The organism is Xenorhabdus khoisanae, assembly GCF_001037465.1.
GTDB classification, from domain to species: Bacteria; Pseudomonadota; Gammaproteobacteria; order Enterobacterales; family Enterobacteriaceae; genus Xenorhabdus; species Xenorhabdus khoisanae.
Genome location: NZ_LFCV01000064.1, coordinates 1 through 16,381, shown reverse-complemented (window position 1 = coordinate 16,381; position 16,381 = coordinate 1). Strand labels below are relative to the sequence as shown.

Sequence of the window (16,381 nt, the reverse complement as noted above, 5' to 3'; positions counted from 1 at the left end):
AAATACAGGTAACATAGTGAATAAAATTATCAAAGTAGTTGGTATCGACCCTTCTCTTTCCAATTTTGGCATTGTTTCTGGAGAGTTGGATATCAGAAATAATACGGTTGTGAAAATTGAACGCATGGAGCTGACGCAAACAGAATCAGGCGATACTAAAAAATCTGTTCGGGTGAACAGTGACGATCTCCGCCGAGCGTCGGAGATTTGGAAAAAGGCGAAACCCATTATTGAGCAGGCTCAGTTAATATTCTGTGAGTTACCTGTTGGCAGCCAGTCAAGTCGAGCACAAACGTCATACGGCATTTGTATTGGTGTTCTGGCTTGTATTGATAAGCCACTGATTCAGGTTACACCTATCGAAATCAAAAAGTTTGTTGCCGGCAAAAAGACAACGACCAAAGAAGAAATAATCGCATGGGCGACTCAAAAGCACCCAGAAGCCCCGTGGTTAACTCGTAAAGAAAAAGGCGAAGTTAAGCTGGTCAATAAAAATGAGCATTTAGCGGATGCCATTGCTGCAATTCATACCGGTATGCAAACCGATCAGTATCGCCAAGTAGCCTCCGTTCTATCCTCTCTTATCTAGCTAGCCCAATATATTGGTTACTTAAAAATCAACCACACAATATATAGTTTTTGTGTGGTTGATAATAGGTAAATACTTACCTATTATCTTTAAAATTTATCAAATTAATGGAAATATGTATGACCTTAGTAGTTACTAAACGTGACGGATCGCAAGTACCGTTCGATACTGAAAAATTCAATCGTGTTGCTATGTATGGTACACAAGGTATTGATGGTGTAAGTGCATCTGCTATTGCTATGAAAGTGCATATAGGCGCACAGAATGGAGTTAAAACTACTGATATTCATTCCCTTATGGTAAAAGCTGCTGCTGACTTAATATCAGTTGATTCCCCTAATTACAGCAAAGTAGCTGCTCGCCTTAACATTGGCCTAATTCGCAAGGAAGCTTTTGGTGGCTATGAATATCCTGACCTGTTTGAACACATTCAGCGAATCGTTGCCATTAATAAATACGATAAAGATTTACTGACAAAATACACTGAAAAAGAAATTACAGAACTTGGTGAATACCTTGAGCCTGATCGTGATGAGTTGTTTGGTTATGCCGCAACTGTTCAGCTACGGGGAAAATATTTAGTTCAGAATCGCGTTACTGGTCAGCTTTATGAAGCTCCGCAGCATGTCTACATGTTATCGGCTATGTGTTTTTTTCAAAACTGGAAGAAAGATACCCGTCTGCAAATGGTAAAAGACTTCTATGATGCTACTTCAACTTTCAAACTGTCTTTACCTACTCCGATCATGGCAGGTTTGCGTACTCCAACCCGTCAATTCAGTTCTTGCGTGGTTATGGAAGCAGGTGATTCCCTGTCGTCAATTAACGCAACCGCAGCCGCTATCGTTAGTTATATCTCTCAACGTGCCGGTATTGGTCTTGGTTTCGGTGCTATTCGTGCTCTTGGTAGCGAAATTCGTGGTGGTGAAGCGAACCACACGGGGGTAATTCCGTTTCTTAAATATTTCCAAGCTGCGGTGAAATCCTGTTCTCAGGGGGGCGTTCGAGGTGGAGCAGCAACGGCATTTTATCCACTGTGGCATAAAGAATCCCAAAGCTTGTTAGTGTTAAAGAACAACAGAGGCGTTGAAGAAAACCGTGTTCGTCACATGGATTATGGCGTAATGATCAACGGTTATATATACAAGCGCCTGATTGACGGTAAAAACATTTCACTGATTAGCCCTAACGATGTGCCCGGTCTTTATGAAGCATTTTTTGCTGACCAAGCTAAATTTTCCCGTTTGTATGAATCGGCAGAATCAGATGAAAATATTCAGAAAATTTCCGTTCCAGCTGTTGAGCTTTTCTCATCCTTGATGCAAGAACGCGCCTCTACTGGTCGTGTGTACATTGCTAACGTAGATCACATGAACACGCATGGTGCATTTAATCCTGTTCTTGCACCTATTCACCAATCCAATCTTTGTATGGAAATAGCCTTGCCTACAAAGCCATTGCAATATGCGGACGATCCTAATGGTGAAATTTCCCTGTGTACTCTGTCTGCATTCAACTTGGGTGCAATTGATAACCTCGATGAGCTTGAACATCTTTCCTATCTATTGGTCGCGGCTCTTGATGTGTTACTGGATTATCAAAACTATCCATTGAAAGCGGCAGAACGTTCTACAAAAGGTCGCCGTAGCTTAGGTGTGGGGGTGACCAATTTTGCTTATTACTTGGCGAAGAATGGATTTAAGTATTCTGATTCTGCGGGGGATCAGTTTGTTCATGACACTTTTGAGGTTTTCCAATATTACTTGTTAAAAGCATCTAACCGTCTGGCGAAAGAGTTCGGTGCATGCTCTATGTTTGGTGATACTCGCTATGCGAACGGCGAGCTTCCTATCGACCACTATCGTAAGCAATTAGACAAGATAACAGGTGGCGTTACTGAACCTCTGAAAATGGATTGGGAAGCGTTACGCGAGGATATCAAAACCTATGGCCTGCGTAACTCAACTGTATCTGCTTTGATGCCATGTGAAACTTCTAGCCAAATTACAAACAGCACTAACGGTATTGAACCGCCTCGTGGCCCTGTCTCTGTGAAGATGAGCAAAGAAGGAGCAGTGAAAATGGTCGTGCCGGGATATGAACTTCTAAAAGAGCAGTATGAATACCTGTGGCAAATGGGAGGAAACAAAGGTTATCTGACCAAAGTGGCGATCATGCAGAAGTTCGTTGACCAGTCTATCTCTGCTAATACCAACTACGACCCTGAGATTTATCCTAACGGACGTGTGCCGATGGAGGAGTTATTACGTGATCTGCTAATGGCTTATTCAATGGGAGTAAAAACACTGTATTACCACAACACCCGTGACCGTTCTGGCGAAGAAGATAAGCGCGAAACTCCAGTCGCTCCAGCCGGTGACGATTGTGGCGACTCTTGCAAAATCTAACCGATTCTAATTGCTACTTTAAGGTGGGTGAAAACCCGCCTTTTTATTCGTCTTGAACACCTAATTGATTGATTAAGAATATAAGAACACCAAATTTAAAGGAAAAAATATGTCAGGTTATTCCGTATTCCGACAAAAGAAGAATGATGCTACTAAAGAGCCAATGTTTTTCGGATTAAGCGTAAACGTTGCTCGCTACGATCAACAAAAGCATCGCTTGTTTGAAAAAGCAATTGAGCGTCAATTAAGTCTATTCTGGCGACCAGAAGAAGTGGACGTAAGTAAGGATCGTATTGACTACCAAGCTATGTCGGAACATGAACGCCATATTTTTATCTCTAACCTAAAATATCAAACTCTGTTGGATTCAGTGCAGGGTCGTGCGCCAAACATTGCTTTCCTGCCAATTTGTTCATTGCCGGAGCTGGAAACATGGATAGAAACATGGTCATTCTCTGAAACCATTCATAGCCGTAGTTATACTCACATCATTCGTAATCTGGTTAATGATCCCGACACTATCTTTGATGGCATTGTTGAAGACGAAATGATTCTGACTCGTGCCGCATCTGTTTCAGAGGAATACGACAAACTTATTAAGCTCTTTGTTGCTCGTGAATATCTCGGTATTGAGGAATTTGAACACAAATACGGCGTTGAGACAATTCATGAACAAGTGTTTAAAACATTGGTAGCTGTAAATACCCTTGAGGCTATCCGCTTTTATGTGAGCTTCGCTTGTACGTTTGCATTTGGCGAACGCGGTGTGATGGAAGCTAATGCCAAAATTATGAAGTTTATTGCCCGTGACGAAGCTCTTCACTGTCACGTCACTCAGGAAATGATCAAACTGATGTATTCCGGTCGTGAGGGCGATATGTGGAAGCGTATAGCCGAACGTAATCGCCAGTTTGTTATTAATACAATGAAGTCTGTTGCCGAGCAGGAAATGGCTTGGGCTGAATATCTGTTTAAAGACGGATCAATGATTGGTCTGAACGCTGATATGTTGAAGAAATACGTAAAGCACCGCTCAAATGTAGCTATGAAACGTATTCACTTTACCCCTATCTTTGATGATGTGAAAAGCGATCCGCTACCGTGGATGGATAGCTGGCTGTTATCTGACAATGTACAAGTTGCCCCTCAAGAGGCTGAAAAGGCTGACTATTTAACAGGTCAGATTGACTCTCAAGTAAGTACTGGTGCTTTAGCTGGCTTTGAAATCTAACCCAACTACCGCTCATAAAAGAGTGACTGTCTCTGTCACTCTTTTATTGTTATTAACGATATCTAATTAACAAAAATATCTTATATTGGAAAATAACTTAATGAAGATCAATAACCCGACACTTAGCCTAAAACCCACTGATAAAACTGCAATTGCTATTAACAACCACATTAAACCACTCTATGAGTTGGTGAAGGAGTTTCATCAGGTTTTTGGTCACCCGATAGACGAAACAGACATAACATCTGAAATGCTGTACTTACGTGCCAATTTGATTCGTGAAGAAGCCGAAGAAGGTTTAGCTGCGCTTGATGAAGGTAATTCTAAGGAAATTCTTGATGCTGTAGGTGACACTGTTTATGTGCTGGTTGGTACTCTTGTTGTTATAAAAAATTCAATGAGCCATGCCTTATCACTCGACCATTCCCAATTAGGTGCAAAAACCGTTTTCAACATAATGGCAACTGAAACCGGATCGTGCTTTGTGAGAGATTTAGAAACAGGCTTTAATTTAGCTATTACTACGGCTGGTTTGCTTGTTGATATCGCTGATTATTTAGACGCTGGTGAGGGAGTTTCCGCATGTGAGGGAATTTCTTGTTTGCCAGATTACATTTCAGATTGTCTGGTTGTATTCCGGCACGTATTGCATTTAAGTGGTGTACCTCTGTATGGGCTGACTCAGGCTATTCATGAATCTAACATGTCTAAGTTGTGGTCTGCTGACACAGAAACTCGCAAAAGTCAGGTTGCTAACTGTAAATACAATCCGGCAGATTTAGCATTCCGCACCTGTCTCTCTCGTGATGGGGTGATCGGTTATCGTATTTCAGACGATAAGATATTGAAGTCACCGAGTTATACACCAGTTGATTTGATGCCTTTTATCGAGCAATGCAATTCTCTATAAAATAATCATTGATAAGTAAATAGATACCTATTAATATTTGTTATGCCTTATTTACTGTTATCGGTAATAAAATTACCACTATTGACAGACTTTTTATAGTAAATACTATCCTTGAGCGCGCTTAACAAGTGCGCTTTTTTTTATTTGCTACTTAACTAACTTATATAAAATGTAGTAAGTGAATGAGTACGGTGATAATTTAAAATGACAGAATCAAACAAATCAACTAGCCAGAATAACTTCCCGGTTCTCAATGATGAATCATATCGTGATATCGTTTCAGATATAGCTCAATTTGGCCTTTCGTCCAGTGCAGACAGAACTGGTATTGGCACAATCGGGCTTTGCTTCATTCCAAGTTTTTATCACTTGGACGGTGGCATTATTCCAATGATCTCCGGTAAAACGGTTAACCAAAAGCCATTATTGGTAGAACTGGAATGGTATTTCAAAGGGCTTACCAACATTCACTTCCTCAATGAGAATGGTGTATCAATTTGGGATCAGTGGGCTGACGAAAATGGCGATCTCGGCCCCGTTTATGGGAAACAGTGGCGCAAATGGCGTGATACTCGTGTTGTTACGCCTGAACAATATGAGCAAATTAAAGATCGTGGGTATGCCATTGAGGGAATTCTGACAGATGGACGCTTAGCTATAACCCGTCAAATCGACCAGTTACAACGCATCGTTGACAATCTGCGTAATGATCCTGAAAACCGACGTAATATCATGACAGCATGGAACGTAGGTGAGCTGGAAGATATGAAACTTCCGCCTTGCCATTTTGCGTTTGGTGCATGGAGCCGTGAAACTGATCCGGTTACTCGTCTGGTAATGGCATTCCGCATTGGCGTCAATCACATTGAGCATGATATTGACTCAAAATACGCTAACTTTGCTCTGGCGATTAAGCCAATAATGGAAAGAGATAGTGTAAATTATGATGACTTCATATCGAGCCTTACTCATGAATGGCTTGATCATCACAATATCCCCCGTCGTGTACTGAATACAGGTATGGTGCAACGTAGTGTTGATACTTTCGTTGGTATGCCTTTTAACATTGCGGGTTATAGCATTATTACCCACTATCTCGCTCATATTACCGATCACATGGCCTGTAACTTCACCCACTTTGGGTTTGATGTTCACCTGTATAACAACCACGAAGATGGTGTAAACACTTATCTAAGCCGCTCTGACATGTCGGATAACAACCCGATTGTTGTTTTCCCTGACTCATGGAAAGAACTGAATGATTTTAATTGGCAAGGGATCAAGATTTGCGGTTACAAATCTCACCCGTGGATCAAAGTGCCTGTAGCGAAATAAGGATATTTCACCATGCAACCCCTAGTTATATGCACCATTGACGGTGTACTTTCTGACAACACTAACCGTTTTCACCTGATGAAAGAGGGAAGCATTATTGAGTATAACGAACGGCATGAGCGTGATGAGGCAATTATCGCGTCCATTCGTATGCTTAAAGGCTTCCAGCGTACCGGTTGTGACATTCTCATTGTTGACGACCGCCCTGCCGAATATATGGAGCAAACAGAAAGTTGGCTTAAAGAGTACGGTGTATTCTTTGACTACCTGTATTTACCATCACCAAAACAATCCGGTCGTAGCTTTAAAATGAAAGCAGTAAAAGAACATTTAAATGAAAACGGTGGTCAGATTATTGCTGTCCTGTGTACTGAACGACAGGATGAGCACGATTTTCGTAACCACCCACATCGCCCTACCGTTTATACAGTTTCGAGGGGTGCGATGTGATCTCATTAATTGCTGCGGTAGCGAAGAACAACGGAATAGGTATTAACAACACCTTACCGTGGTACTGCCCACGTGATCTGAAATTGTTTAAGCAGAGAACGCTTGGTGAAATCGTGGTGATGGGAAGAAAAACGGCTGAAAGTCTGGGTAAGCCATTAAAGGATCGCATTAATTTTGTCCTGTCACGTAACCCTAATCGTGTACCAGCCGGATTTTCAATTATCCGTGATGCTAATGAGGTGAAAGCATTAGCCGAATTTCATGCGGTTTACATCATTGGTGGTGCTGAAATCTATCGTCAGTTTATTAATATTGCTGACCGAGCTTTTATTTCCCACATAGAAGTCGATGCCATTGATGCCGATACATTCTTCCCAATGGAGGAGTTGAAAGCCGCATTTTCTCGTCGTCTGACCCTCAATTACTACGATGAACTGGAAAATGAGCCTGCTTTTGACCATGTGATGTATTGGAAGCAAACACCATGAAACCTATATTTAGACTCGGCTTAACAGGAGCACAGGGTACAGGAAAAAGTACTTTGGCTAAAACCTTTTCAGAACAGACAGGTATTCGTTATTTTGATGCCAATGTACGCGGTATTCTCAGTCGCAACGGTTTTGATTGTCGTTCTGAAATGACTATCAGACAGTATTTCAATATGCAGGAGACAGTTGCTCATGAATTGTATAGCAGCTATCCCGATGAGAGCTTTATAACAGATCGCACGCCTGTTGATGTAATGGCCTTTACGCTGGCTTATGTACCACCAACTATTGTTGAAGCCTCAGAGGACGGTAAGTCTGTTGAGCTTTCTCTGAACGATATCTTAACCCAATCACGGTTGGCAGTAGCTCGTCATTTCTCCCACGTTATTTTGGTGCATGGCGGCTTTAAGGTCGATGAAGAAAATATGAAGCGCAAAGATAGAGCTTCAATGCATTTGGGTTATCGAATGAAACTGGAAAGTCTCATAGAGGGTGAAATTGGTCGATTTTCTAATTTTACAAACACAAAAAATGTTGAGTTTCGCATGATCCCTCGTGATATGACTGAACTTCAACGTCGTGTCAGTTCGTTGATTGGGGTGTACAACCGCTATATCGACTCATTTAATTACGAAACCAGTACCGTTCATTAATCCTTTTATGCCTGTGTGGTTAGTTGAAAATTAGCTGACCACACAACGGAGATTTAAAGCATGTCAGAAGCTATTAACAATGACGAAGCAACACGATCAGAAGATGAGTTGATTGATTTGCGAGAAGAGATAGATCGCAAGGCACTAGTGGCTATTGAAAATATTGTAGGTCGATTTGAGAAGAACATGATTACAAGGCGTGAGGCATTTGTTGGAGTATCTGCCGTATTCGATTCTGTGCAAGGTCTGGTTAGCCGTGAAGTCGGAGAAACACTGAATGTTGTTTTCACCGAAATGCAGAAATCCAATAAGCAAGATAAGTTCCCTATGGTATTCGCGCACAAGGGGACAGTAGTGATTTTGAAACTGGATATGTTCTGCCACACATTAACTTCTATGATAGTCACTGGTTCAGGCCAAAAAGCGGAGAAATCAGAATCATTTGAGAATGAACCGGACGCATTGAAAGCAGCTATTTCTAAGGCTATGACGTTTAGTAAAAATGGGGCGATCCGACTATGACAAAAATAGCCGTTGGGCTTGATCTTGAAACTACGGGGTTAGAATACGCTGACGGGCATCGTATCTTTGAAATTGCATTATGTGCTCGTGATTTGGCTACAGGCGCAGTTATTAAAGATCTTGCTATGCGTTTTAATCCACGGAGGGAAATATCAGCCAAAGCACAGGAAATTACGGGTGTTAGGTTGTCTGACTTGGTTGCAGAACCGCTGTTTGAGAGCAAATGCCACTCTATTGCCGCAATATTGAATAATGCCACAGTGATTGTGGCACATAACGGATTAGGGTTTGATAAACCGTTTATTGACCATGAAATGAGACTGCACGGTGTGACACTGAGACAAGATCTCATCTGGATGGATACTATGCTTCACGGCCTATGGGCTACACAGGATGGTAAACGCCCGACCTTACGTGAATTAGCTTTTGCGCTTGGCTTTGAATACGACGAAGAAAAGGCACATGGTGCTTTGTATGATACTCAGCTTATGATGGATTGTTTTTTCATTGCTCGGTTGAAATACGGGTTATTTCGATTACCAGATGAAAATTGTATAAAATTTAGTTAAAGCCAGCCTCTCTTGGCTCCAGTTCAAGGCTTGACTATTTGGAGGGCGTTTTTAACAAACAAAAGAAGATTAATTTTCACCAAGAATGAGTTGATTAGTTAAACATAATCGAAACAGGCAATTACACAAATTTAGAAACAGGGTCAATGGTTGTAGAATTTAACGTTATCCCTTTTTTCTCGTAAATTTCTGTATAGTAGTGTTCTTCTCTGAAAGATAAATTATCTTTATCTCTATAGCCACTTATAAAGGGTATGATGGATACCATTGCATCGGAATGAGTATGAAAATTATAAAATTTCGCTTCATCAACCATTCCAACATACACCTTGCGAGACTTGAGGGTGATCATAACGAGAAGATTATTCTCCAATGATTCCAGCAACAATTCATTTACAGCGTCTTTTTTTGCATTATTCTTAATGGCTTTAATTTTGTAGTCATAGTGTTCTGATCTATTTTTGGCAATTGAAGCCTGCCCTATACTCATAAGAATTGTAGATGCAACCACAACCCATGAGAAAAAGCTTGCCGTAGCGTATCTAAATCCGTTCAAATCTGTAGCAAATGTAAAATGTATGTACTCTACACCCAAATATGCGGGCACATTCATAATGTACATTGCTAGATACAACAGGATTTCAATGAATAAAGCCATGACAAAGCCAGAGATCAAAAATTCACCACCATTTAAAGCTACTTGAAAGTAAGCATTCCACCCTTGTGTTTTTTGTAGTTCAATTTTTGACGGTATGTCGCTATCGATATATTTGTAGACACAGATCAAAACAAAAGTAATAAAAACAGGCCTCATAATAGTTATTTATTCTTCGATAAGGCTTTTAAATTGTGCTCAAAAGCTGCTATCACATCTCTGTTATTCTTATTGATAAGGACAGTACCGTCATTTCTGATCAGTAACCTATGCGAACAATTCTCAGTATCGTTTTTTTCTGTTTTTAACAGTCTAGCTGTTTCTCTAATAATTTTATCAGGAGAAACATATGCCTTATCTATGAATTTTGTAAATGACATGCCCTCTCTCCTTTTAATAAAATTTAATCGTTGTGATTAAATTTCACTCTATTTCTAGACTGAGTTTACTTACAAATTACTCTCCAGAGAATCCATCTCGACAAACTCGACCAGATCGGTCGGCAGCATTAAAACGCGCACATGAGGCCGTTTCTTATGATGACTGGTTCAGGGAACAGGTACAGGCATCGATTGATGATCCGCGACCAGCAGTTTCTCATGAGAATGCCAAACGTCACTTCGCCGCCCGGAAAAATGCTCTGCGTAAGGAGTCGTAATGCGTCTGGAATGGAAACCAATGGCTCTGACTGACCGCGAAAATATTATGGATTATATCTCTCGTGATAACCCAGAGGCGGCTATTGCATTGGATGATGAGTTTGAGGCAGCAGAGCGGGCGTGTACTCAGCCTGAGATGTATAAACCCGGTCGGCTGAAAGGTACGAGGGAAGTCGTGGTAAGGCCCCACCACATTCTGATATACCGGATTGAAAGAGATGTATTGACGGTTTTACGTGTACTTCATGCCGCTCAACAATGGCCGCCGATTGAGTGACGGAAATTTCGACGGATAAACGGGATATCTGGTTTTTTATTAAGTTCTTGACAGTCGTCAAGATACAGTTCAATGGATTTTTTGAATTCGTCTTCCAGTTCCTTAATTGTTGTTGCCTGATAGGTGACTAAATCACGGATATACGCTAGTTTTCCGAAAAGATAATTATCTTCGACATCAAATTCAATCGTTCCGATATAACCTTTATAAGTCAGGTGATTCATAGCCAATCTACCTTTTTAAATACCATCAAAGATGAAATCTATTGCAGCCTTAACCCGGTTACGGTATTGCGTAGCATCGCAAAATTCAGCACCCAAGGCACGAACAGATATACTTGCCATTTCATGAGTCATTACAGCATATTCTTTGTCGTCTATAAGTCTGACAAGGGGAATCATACGATCTGGACGACGGTTGTCTGGATATTTTTCAATGGGCAATAGTGGAATAACAATTCTGCGGTTTAACTGCCCTATAATGTCGCTCGTTACGTCCAGTAACAGTGGGTAAACGGCAGTTCTTCCAGTATTACGATAAACGGTGAATTGCATAGTTAAAACGTCCTGTATTCATCACTGAAACAACCATGTTCATCATGGAAACGGTTTAATGCCTCCAAAGCTTCTGTGTTCTCTTCTTGCCATTTCCTTGCCTCATAATGACGTAATTCTGTATCTAGAGCAGCAGAAAGTGTTGCACTAAAGTTAATTCCCGCTTCACGTGCCCGATTCAGTAAACCTCGTTCAATAGTCATTGTTACGCTCTGTGTATTGCGTTGTTTTGCTGTCATGATTTATCTCCATCATTAATTATACGTGCATATTACACGTGCATATACACGGAGTATAGTTCTAAAAAGACCAGAGCTTCGGTGATAGTACAATTTGCTCATTAGCTTAGTAGTTTTAACTGTGTTTAGGGCTCGGTAGATTAGAGTTTCACCTGATATGTATTTAGGTAGATCCATTATGAGACAATCAGCAAGAGCAGAAAAAGTGGATAAATGCGAGCAGTTATAACTACTCGGTCACTACATTTGCCTATTATTTCAACTTCATCGCCTAATCAATTTGGTCATAATTACTTAAAAAGTAGTACGTTAAATGTTAAAGGAAAAAATAAAGTGACTATGAATACTGAAACACAAGCAAACACTTCAAGCGATCTGTCTTTAGATGAAATGTTAGCAATTCTTGACTCAGAAGGCGTTGATTCTAAATCTGAAACAGTCACTTTTAAAAACGATGTAGGCGGGTTGAGTGAGCTGGATAAATTGAGTACAGAGTTGGAAAATCTAGATGTGAAAGACATCTCTGATGCTATCCGGCTTGAAGGTTTACCTGTTGTTAGCGGTAAGATGGAAACTTTGGTAATTTCAAAACTACTAGGATCTATTCCTGAACCAGTTGATCTGAATTCCTACGCAGAAGAAGATGATTTAGAGGCAACTCTGGCTGCGCTGTCTGATGAGATTGTCACAGACACACCTTCAATTGACCCTATCGAACCAGAAATAAAAATCAAACCTGCTCGCCAAAAGGCGATTCGTAGACGTGAAACAGTCGTGCGCCCCCGTTTCCAGCTATCTGATTTAACCACTGAGGATTGCGAAAAACTTGGTGTAACAAAAGAGGTCATGATAGAAGCGGTTGATAAGTGTCCGGTTAAGGCGAAAGACAAAGTACTTAACTTAGCTCAGTGGGCATTACGTGGTAACGAACTGTCAGTATATACGCAGTTAGGGATTGAATGTTTAATCAAGAACAATACGGCATCATCTGAAATTTTCCGTATTTACATGATGAGCAACCCGACTCGACCTTATCCAACTACAACTGCTGGCACTCAGGCAGGTCAGTTAATGGCTGTATTGCCAGCTATGGGTATTGCTGACCGTATTGGAAAGAATGTGACATTGAAAACGGATAGCCCTCTGGTAAGGATGTTCAGAGAACAATTCTCTCAGTAAACAGAATCTCCTGAGGGGACGTATTATGATTATTTAATACGTTTCCTTATCTAACTGTCAAAAACGTCTCACAATCGATTATAAACGTGTTCCCGACAAACAAATCAACACTTGAAGATCAGATCACTTGTTATAAAATTATTATTTTTAATAGGTATGTGAATACACATGGGAACAGCAACAACAGTTAAGACTCGGAAAAGAGATAAATCACTAAAGGATTTATGGCGGACACCTCGATGGTGTGTCACTGCCACCGAGATCATACTCTCGCTGAAATTTGACGTGGATATTGCCTGTAACAAAGAGAATGCATTATTTGAGAAGTTTATAGGCGTTGAAAAGGATGCTCTGAAATGTAGTTGGGGAATGTCAGGCACGAAAGCCTTTCTAAATCCTCCATATTCCAAAATTGAACCGTGGATTGATGCCGCCATTCGTGAGCAAATTCAGGGAGTAACTACGGTTATGTTGATCCCTCAGTCCATTGATACCAAGTGGTATTTGAAAGCTAGAAAATTCGCCAATGAGATTGTGATGATTGTTGGTGGTCGTGTGGCATTTTTGGAGCCAGATGTAACGCTGGGATTAAAAGAAAGCCGCATGAACACTGGCGGCAGTATGCTGGTAGTTTTTCGTGGCTATTCCGGTGGTATTGGCTGTATTAACCGAGAAATTGAAATTGAAGTCATGAAGACAATCGGTGGTTATGTTCCGCCTGTCAGAGCAAAACGTACAGTTAAATCTATATCCAAAAAAGAGAAAGCCGCAGCTTAGTTTTAGTAGCCTTGCTCCCATATATATTTAATAGATTTTTATTAAAATCACTTAAAGAAATACATATAGATATTATAGGAGCACGGCATTAGAAAAACTGCGTAAATGATGATACCTGCGGAGATAAAATAATGTCAGAACCTGTTAATGTAGTTGCTTTCGTTGAAACTGATTTCACTGCCCATGTACGTGAACGACTTCAAGATAAAGGTCAGTCTTTTGAGCTGGCGGAATGGGCTTTTAGGTGTATTGAAACTGGTGAGAACAAAGACAATATGCGGCAATTGGTTAGTGTGCTGGTCAATGAGGTGTTTTTTCAGCGTAAAATGTTCGAAGACATAGATAACTTTATAAGAAACAACTAAAAGTTCTGTTTGAAGTTTAAGATTTCATACAATTAATACAATAACTCGCTATAGGTTAGTGCAAACCGTCGTATACTCCGCCGATAACGATGCTTTTATTGATGCTTTTAAAAGTGCTATTATAAGACATTAAAAATGCAGTTAACTGTGGGGTTCAATATGGCATACCAGATATTAACGACGATAGCGGCCAGCATTACTGATTTAAAACGTAATCCAATGGGAACCATTGAAGAAGGGGAAGGTGGGGCAGTTGCTATCCTGAATCGCAATGAACCCGCATTCTATTGTGTTCCTCCTGAACTTTACGCTTATTATCTGGAATTAGCGGAAGATGCAGAATTAAACCGTATTGCAGATGAACGGCTGGCAGATTCTGAATTTGTGAGCGTTAGCCTCGATGATCTATAAACTTGAGTTTGAGAAGCGAGCGCTTAAAGAGTGGAGAAATTTGGGTCACACAATACGGGAGCAACTTAAAAAGAAGTTGGCTGAACGTTTGGAAACTCCTCATGTTCCGGCTTCTCGATTGAGTGGAAGGACTAACCGATATAAGATCAAACTTAAATCGTCAGGATATCGTTTGGTCTATGAGGTAAATGATAACAAAATAGTACTTCTTGTTATTGCTGTTGGAAAACGTGCCGATGATGAGATCTATAAATTAGCAGACAAACGATAAATGAGTCTGAAAACTAATCTGAAGCGCTAATCTAAGTAGCGTTTCATTTTCTAACGGCAATAAAAGTCTAATGACCTTATGGTGGCATAGGATTAGGGAGCTTACTGCTTTAGCAGCTTTCAGCCGTCCATACCAACATGAAGAATCTGTCTTAAAATACGAGAGTCAAATATGCAGAACCTCATTTGGGAGAGGTCGTCCCCGGCATCCATGCAGCTTTTACGAAAAATCGTGGTGTATGGTCTTGGTTGATCCATCAAGGTTAGATAGATCTCTCAAGGACACCGGCTTGATAGCATGGTTAGTTATTAGATCGTTGCCACCTTAAACCTGCTTTATCCTCGGTCAAAAAGTCATTCGCCCGTAAGTTTCCGCCTTTGTCATTGGTCTTGAGCGCAATTTGTTTGTTTTCAGGGGAGGAAACGCTACCACCTAACCATCATCACCACTTACTGAATAATAGGCGATATTTATTCAGTTGTTGGGTGATTACCAACGGTGGATGATGATAGATACATATTTAAATGCAATCAATAAGTATATGCATACATTATTGAGTTTCAGATTATAAATAGACCGATAAAGTCTTTGTGCTAAACTGATAAAGTGAGTTATACTATGTTTAAACAATTAAGTTATTTGGAGGCTGCTATGAGTGTAGCAATCAAAAAATGGGGTAATAGTCAGGGTATTATAATTCCAGCAAATATTCTGAGCAAAATAGGTGTAAAAGTTGGTCAAGTCATGGACTTGACTGTAGATGAAGGGAAGATTGTTTTGTCCCCCCGTAAAAGAAAAGCTGTTTATTCAGAAAGTTATTTGCTTTCCGGTTTAAATGAGCATACCGCCCATTCTGATGAGATTGCAAGTGTTTCCAGTACAGAGTTAGGTGAATAATGCTCCCTTATATCCCAAACAGAAACGATATTATTATGCTTGATTTTGAACCAACAAAGGGTAAGGAAATCGGTAAATATCGCCCTGCACTTGTTCTTTCGAGCCATGAATACAGCAAAAAAACAGGGCTTGTGATATGTTGTCCTATCAGCACAAGCATTAGAGGTGGGGCAACGGAAGTTTCGGTTGATAATTTGGATAAACCAAGCGTTGTGTCCTCAAGTCTGATCCAAACGCTGTCATGGAGAGAAAGAAAGTCAAAATTCGTTATCCAAGCTGAACTCGAAGTAATGGATGAAGTTTTAGCTAGAATCATTCCGTTAATAGGGGGTAATGTATTCTTTGAATAAAATCGTTCTAAAAATAAAATCCATAATGATAGGTAATTAAATACATATTGCATTTAATGTGTTTGTGCTGTTATATTGCCATCGTCATGGAATGATGCGCTCAGCGGCAGCTGTATTACTCAGGATGAGTAAAAATCGGGGTAGTGGGATCAGGTTTTCTGATTCCCTCTCCACCGCTCAAGTGACAAGGTGCCAGTCATTACGTAATTTTCCACATAAATCATTCCTCAATAATACTAATCCCCCTCTTGCGTCCATGTATGGGTGAATAAATAAACCTAAAGTTACTACTGACTCAGTTTCCTGATAACCAAATATTCTAAATAATTTATTTTATAAATTTCCATATGCATAAAAATAATTTCATTAAGAAAATTTTATTATTTTCATCGAGAGGTAAACAATAAATACAACCGTTTCTGTTTTGAATTCAGATATCTCATCGTTGCACATATTCTTCGGGAACAAAGACTGATTTTACATAATGCTCATGGTGGAATAGCCGTATCCAAAAATTCGGTTGCTTGATTTTGGCAGTTATTTTATAACACGCTCACTAAATTCTTTATCAGAGATATCCACAATAATGTTG

Annotated in this window: 24 protein-coding genes; 19 read left to right on the top strand and 5 right to left on the bottom strand. The window is 40.2% G+C overall.

Going from position 1 to position 16,381, the window contains the following annotated elements; genetic code table 11:
* The first annotated feature begins 16 nt into the window (after window positions 1–16).
* The 10 genes from AB204_RS10465 (at window position 17) to AB204_RS10420 (ending at window position 9,155) form a co-directional block, all read left to right on the top strand.
* The gene (locus AB204_RS10465; protein ID WP_047963319.1) at window positions 17–589 is read left to right on the top strand and encodes a RuvC family protein; all 573 of its coding nucleotides are present in this window, start codon (window positions 17–19) and stop codon (window positions 587–589) included.
* A 113-nt stretch (window positions 590–702) separates the two neighbouring features.
* Window positions 703–2,997 (top strand): class 1a ribonucleoside-diphosphate reductase subunit alpha, encoded by a 2,295-nt coding sequence (gene nrdA / locus AB204_RS10460; protein ID WP_235428068.1) that lies wholly within the window; start codon window positions 703–705, stop codon window positions 2,995–2,997.
* A 109-nt stretch (window positions 2,998–3,106) separates the two neighbouring features.
* Window positions 3,107–4,228 carry a class Ia ribonucleoside-diphosphate reductase subunit beta gene (gene nrdB / locus AB204_RS10455; RefSeq protein WP_047963317.1) on the top strand — a complete coding sequence of 374 codons (1,122 nt, stop codon included), beginning with the start codon at window positions 3,107–3,109 and terminating at the stop codon, window positions 4,226–4,228.
* Between the two features lie 100 nt (window positions 4,229–4,328).
* Window positions 4,329–5,138 carry a nucleoside triphosphate pyrophosphohydrolase family protein gene (locus AB204_RS10450; protein ID WP_053067883.1) on the top strand — a complete coding sequence of 270 codons (810 nt, stop codon included), beginning with the start codon at window positions 4,329–4,331 and terminating at the stop codon, window positions 5,136–5,138.
* 204 nt (window positions 5,139–5,342) lie between these two features.
* Entirely contained in the window at window positions 5,343–6,473 is a 1,131-nt protein-coding gene (locus AB204_RS10445) for a thymidylate synthase (protein WP_047766464.1), read from the top strand.
* Window positions 6,474–6,485: 12 nt separating this feature from the next.
* Window positions 6,486–6,923: an HAD family hydrolase gene (locus AB204_RS10440; protein WP_047766465.1), complete on the top strand. Its 438-nt coding sequence runs from the start codon at window positions 6,486–6,488 to the stop codon at window positions 6,921–6,923.
* The gene (locus AB204_RS10435) at window positions 6,920–7,411 is read left to right on the top strand and encodes a dihydrofolate reductase (protein ID WP_047963316.1); all 492 of its coding nucleotides are present in this window, start codon (window positions 6,920–6,922) and stop codon (window positions 7,409–7,411) included. The genes AB204_RS10440 and AB204_RS10435 overlap by 4 nt, the downstream gene beginning before the upstream one ends.
* Window positions 7,408–8,064 (top strand): AAA family ATPase, encoded by a 657-nt coding sequence (locus tag AB204_RS20845; protein WP_053067882.1) that lies wholly within the window; start codon window positions 7,408–7,410, stop codon window positions 8,062–8,064. The genes AB204_RS10435 and AB204_RS20845 overlap by 4 nt, the downstream gene beginning before the upstream one ends.
* A gap of 60 nt (window positions 8,065–8,124) precedes the next feature.
* On the top strand, window positions 8,125–8,586 hold the full coding sequence (locus AB204_RS20840) for a hypothetical protein (RefSeq protein ID WP_053014184.1): 462 nt from the start codon (window positions 8,125–8,127) through the stop codon (window positions 8,584–8,586).
* A complete protein-coding gene (locus tag AB204_RS10420) occupies window positions 8,583–9,155 on the top strand; it encodes a 3'-5' exonuclease (protein ID WP_047963315.1) in 573 nt (190 codons plus the stop codon). Before AB204_RS20840 ends, AB204_RS10420 begins: the two co-directional genes overlap by 4 nt.
* 121 nt (window positions 9,156–9,276) lie before the next feature.
* On the opposite strand, the gene AB204_RS10415 is transcribed toward AB204_RS10420, so the two are convergent.
* Window positions 9,277–9,969, bottom strand: a complete 693-nt coding sequence (locus tag AB204_RS10415; RefSeq protein ID WP_072061424.1) for a hypothetical protein — start codon at window positions 9,967–9,969, stop codon at window positions 9,277–9,279.
* A 5-nt stretch (window positions 9,970–9,974) separates the two neighbouring features.
* The gene (locus tag AB204_RS10410) at window positions 9,975–10,190 is read right to left on the bottom strand and encodes a hypothetical protein (RefSeq protein WP_047963314.1); all 216 of its coding nucleotides are present in this window, start codon (window positions 10,188–10,190) and stop codon (window positions 9,975–9,977) included.
* A 32-nt stretch (window positions 10,191–10,222) separates the two neighbouring features.
* Here AB204_RS10410 and AB204_RS23840 point away from each other — a divergent pair, with 32 nt between their 5' ends.
* Window positions 10,223–10,468 (top strand): antitoxin PaaA2 family protein, encoded by a 246-nt coding sequence (locus AB204_RS23840; RefSeq protein WP_324292611.1) that lies wholly within the window; start codon window positions 10,223–10,225, stop codon window positions 10,466–10,468.
* Window positions 10,468–10,746: a type II toxin-antitoxin system RelE/ParE family toxin gene (locus AB204_RS10405; RefSeq protein WP_047963313.1), complete on the top strand. Its 279-nt coding sequence runs from the start codon at window positions 10,468–10,470 to the stop codon at window positions 10,744–10,746. The genes AB204_RS23840 and AB204_RS10405 overlap by 1 nt, the downstream gene beginning before the upstream one ends.
* Here AB204_RS10405 and AB204_RS10400 read toward each other — a convergent pair.
* The 3 genes from AB204_RS10400 to AB204_RS10390 are packed head-to-tail and all read right to left on the bottom strand — an operon-like array spanning window position 10,722 to window position 11,539.
* Window positions 10,722–10,970 carry a type II toxin-antitoxin system HicB family antitoxin gene (locus AB204_RS10400; protein WP_047963312.1) on the bottom strand — a complete coding sequence of 83 codons (249 nt, stop codon included), beginning with the start codon at window positions 10,968–10,970 and terminating at the stop codon, window positions 10,722–10,724. The two genes, AB204_RS10405 and AB204_RS10400, sit on opposite strands and share 25 nt — an antisense overlap.
* 15 nt (window positions 10,971–10,985) lie before the next feature.
* The gene (locus tag AB204_RS10395; RefSeq protein ID WP_047963311.1) at window positions 10,986–11,300 is read right to left on the bottom strand and encodes a CcdB family protein; all 315 of its coding nucleotides are present in this window, start codon (window positions 11,298–11,300) and stop codon (window positions 10,986–10,988) included.
* 2 nt (window positions 11,301–11,302) lie between these two features.
* Window positions 11,303–11,539 carry a type II toxin-antitoxin system CcdA family antitoxin gene (locus AB204_RS10390; RefSeq protein WP_047766470.1) on the bottom strand — a complete coding sequence of 79 codons (237 nt, stop codon included), beginning with the start codon at window positions 11,537–11,539 and terminating at the stop codon, window positions 11,303–11,305.
* Between the two features lie 333 nt (window positions 11,540–11,872).
* Between AB204_RS10390 and AB204_RS20835 the strand changes: the two genes are divergently transcribed.
* From AB204_RS20835 to AB204_RS10355, 7 genes are all read left to right on the top strand, one after another.
* Window positions 11,873–12,718 (top strand): hypothetical protein, encoded by an 846-nt coding sequence (locus AB204_RS20835; protein ID WP_152671529.1) that lies wholly within the window; start codon window positions 11,873–11,875, stop codon window positions 12,716–12,718.
* A 168-nt stretch (window positions 12,719–12,886) separates the two neighbouring features.
* The gene (locus AB204_RS10380; RefSeq protein WP_047766471.1) at window positions 12,887–13,495 is read left to right on the top strand and encodes a phage N-6-adenine-methyltransferase; all 609 of its coding nucleotides are present in this window, start codon (window positions 12,887–12,889) and stop codon (window positions 13,493–13,495) included.
* A 131-nt stretch (window positions 13,496–13,626) separates the two neighbouring features.
* Window positions 13,627–13,860 (top strand): hypothetical protein, encoded by a 234-nt coding sequence (locus AB204_RS10375; protein ID WP_047963310.1) that lies wholly within the window; start codon window positions 13,627–13,629, stop codon window positions 13,858–13,860.
* Window positions 13,861–14,019: 159 nt separating this feature from the next.
* On the top strand, window positions 14,020–14,271 hold the full coding sequence (locus AB204_RS10370) for a type II toxin-antitoxin system Phd/YefM family antitoxin (protein ID WP_047766473.1): 252 nt from the start codon (window positions 14,020–14,022) through the stop codon (window positions 14,269–14,271).
* The gene (locus AB204_RS10365) at window positions 14,261–14,542 is read left to right on the top strand and encodes a type II toxin-antitoxin system RelE family toxin (RefSeq protein WP_047963309.1); all 282 of its coding nucleotides are present in this window, start codon (window positions 14,261–14,263) and stop codon (window positions 14,540–14,542) included. The genes AB204_RS10370 and AB204_RS10365 overlap by 11 nt, the downstream gene beginning before the upstream one ends.
* A gap of 618 nt (window positions 14,543–15,160) precedes the next feature.
* Window positions 15,161–15,439, top strand: coding sequence for an AbrB/MazE/SpoVT family DNA-binding domain-containing protein (locus tag AB204_RS10360; RefSeq protein ID WP_053067880.1), 279 nt, complete (start codon window positions 15,161–15,163; stop codon window positions 15,437–15,439).
* The gene (locus AB204_RS10355) at window positions 15,439–15,789 is read left to right on the top strand and encodes a type II toxin-antitoxin system PemK/MazF family toxin (protein ID WP_047963308.1); all 351 of its coding nucleotides are present in this window, start codon (window positions 15,439–15,441) and stop codon (window positions 15,787–15,789) included. Before AB204_RS10360 ends, AB204_RS10355 begins: the two co-directional genes overlap by 1 nt.
* The last annotated feature ends 592 nt before the right edge of the window (window positions 15,790–16,381 follow it).

Bases quoted from the DNA above. Each gene is read 5' to 3' on its own strand.
- AB204_RS10440 (WP_047766465.1), top strand. From the start codon at position 6,486: ATGCAACCCCTAGTTATATGCACCATTGACGGTGTACTTTCTGACAAC.
- AB204_RS10380 (WP_047766471.1), top strand. From the start codon at position 12,887: ATGGGAACAGCAACAACAGTTAAGACTCGGAAAAGAGATAAATCACTA.
- nrdB (WP_047963317.1), top strand. From the start codon at position 3,107: ATGTCAGGTTATTCCGTATTCCGACAAAAGAAGAATGATGCTACTAAA.
- AB204_RS10410 (WP_047963314.1), bottom strand. From the start codon at position 10,190: ATGTCATTTACAAAATTCATAGATAAGGCATATGTTTCTCCTGATAAA.
- AB204_RS10365 (WP_047963309.1), top strand. From the start codon at position 14,261: ATGATCTATAAACTTGAGTTTGAGAAGCGAGCGCTTAAAGAGTGGAGA.
- AB204_RS10360 (WP_053067880.1), top strand. From the start codon at position 15,161: ATGTTTAAACAATTAAGTTATTTGGAGGCTGCTATGAGTGTAGCAATC.
- AB204_RS10420 (WP_047963315.1), top strand. From the start codon at position 8,583: ATGACAAAAATAGCCGTTGGGCTTGATCTTGAAACTACGGGGTTAGAA.
- AB204_RS10405 (WP_047963313.1), top strand. From the start codon at position 10,468: ATGCGTCTGGAATGGAAACCAATGGCTCTGACTGACCGCGAAAATATT.
- AB204_RS10375 (WP_047963310.1), top strand. From the start codon at position 13,627: ATGTCAGAACCTGTTAATGTAGTTGCTTTCGTTGAAACTGATTTCACT.
- AB204_RS10355 (WP_047963308.1), top strand. From the start codon at position 15,439: ATGCTCCCTTATATCCCAAACAGAAACGATATTATTATGCTTGATTTT.
- AB204_RS10400 (WP_047963312.1), bottom strand. From the start codon at position 10,970: ATGAATCACCTGACTTATAAAGGTTATATCGGAACGATTGAATTTGAT.
- AB204_RS10390 (WP_047766470.1), bottom strand. From the start codon at position 11,539: ATGACAGCAAAACAACGCAATACACAGAGCGTAACAATGACTATTGAA.
- AB204_RS20840 (WP_053014184.1), top strand. From the start codon at position 8,125: ATGTCAGAAGCTATTAACAATGACGAAGCAACACGATCAGAAGATGAG.
- AB204_RS10370 (WP_047766473.1), top strand. From the start codon at position 14,020: ATGGCATACCAGATATTAACGACGATAGCGGCCAGCATTACTGATTTA.
- AB204_RS10395 (WP_047963311.1), bottom strand. From the start codon at position 11,300: ATGCAATTCACCGTTTATCGTAATACTGGAAGAACTGCCGTTTACCCA.
- AB204_RS10450 (WP_053067883.1), top strand. From the start codon at position 4,329: ATGAAGATCAATAACCCGACACTTAGCCTAAAACCCACTGATAAAACT.
- AB204_RS20845 (WP_053067882.1), top strand. From the start codon at position 7,408: ATGAAACCTATATTTAGACTCGGCTTAACAGGAGCACAGGGTACAGGA.
- AB204_RS10415 (WP_072061424.1), bottom strand. From the start codon at position 9,969: ATGAGGCCTGTTTTTATTACTTTTGTTTTGATCTGTGTCTACAAATAT.
- AB204_RS10445 (WP_047766464.1), top strand. From the start codon at position 5,343: ATGACAGAATCAAACAAATCAACTAGCCAGAATAACTTCCCGGTTCTC.